This is a genomic window from Paenibacillus sp. NRS-1782 (genome assembly GCF_050467685.1).
GTDB classification, from domain to species: domain Bacteria; phylum Bacillota; class Bacilli; order Paenibacillales; family Paenibacillaceae; genus Paenibacillus; species Paenibacillus terrae_A.
Map to the genome: position 1 here is coordinate 1 of NZ_JBITPH010000056.1, position 486 is coordinate 486.

1 pseudogene is annotated in these 486 nt (G+C 48.8%); it reads left to right on the plus strand.

The features are described 5' to 3' along the window. A pseudogene (locus tag ACIFQM_RS20950) lies at window positions 1-486 on the plus strand (hypothetical protein); the annotation flags it as partial.

Here is a 486-nt window from a genome sequence, read left to right on the forward strand (position 1 = left end):
GGATGTGTTTTATCGGGTACGGAAAACGTTTCATGAACTGGATGCGGAAAAGCCCGGAGAACAACGTACTGGCTCGTATGTCACCTATACAATTGAAAGTTTGCAATACTATGCACTGGGCGACCTTATCACGTTACCTATTGGACAAGGCAAAGAACTGGTCGTCGTTCGGGCAGTGACACGGTTAGAGGATGGCTTACTGCGTACCCGTTATGATCTTCAAGCGGAACAGAATATTCGCTATGCCCGGTATGAAAACGATCAGGCCACCGGAATTTCGTTGACAGGAACGGTGCTCAAGGTTCAGCAGGATTTCGTACAGCTTCAACTGGACATCGACCCGAAGCAAGATCCTGCCAAAGCCTGCTGGTTTCCTGTAGCGACTCGATATGTAGCCGAAGAACATAGTGGCTGGTACGATATGCCTGAAATCGGTGAACAAGTAGAACTGTATCTGCCTACACACCGCGAACAGGATGCCTATGT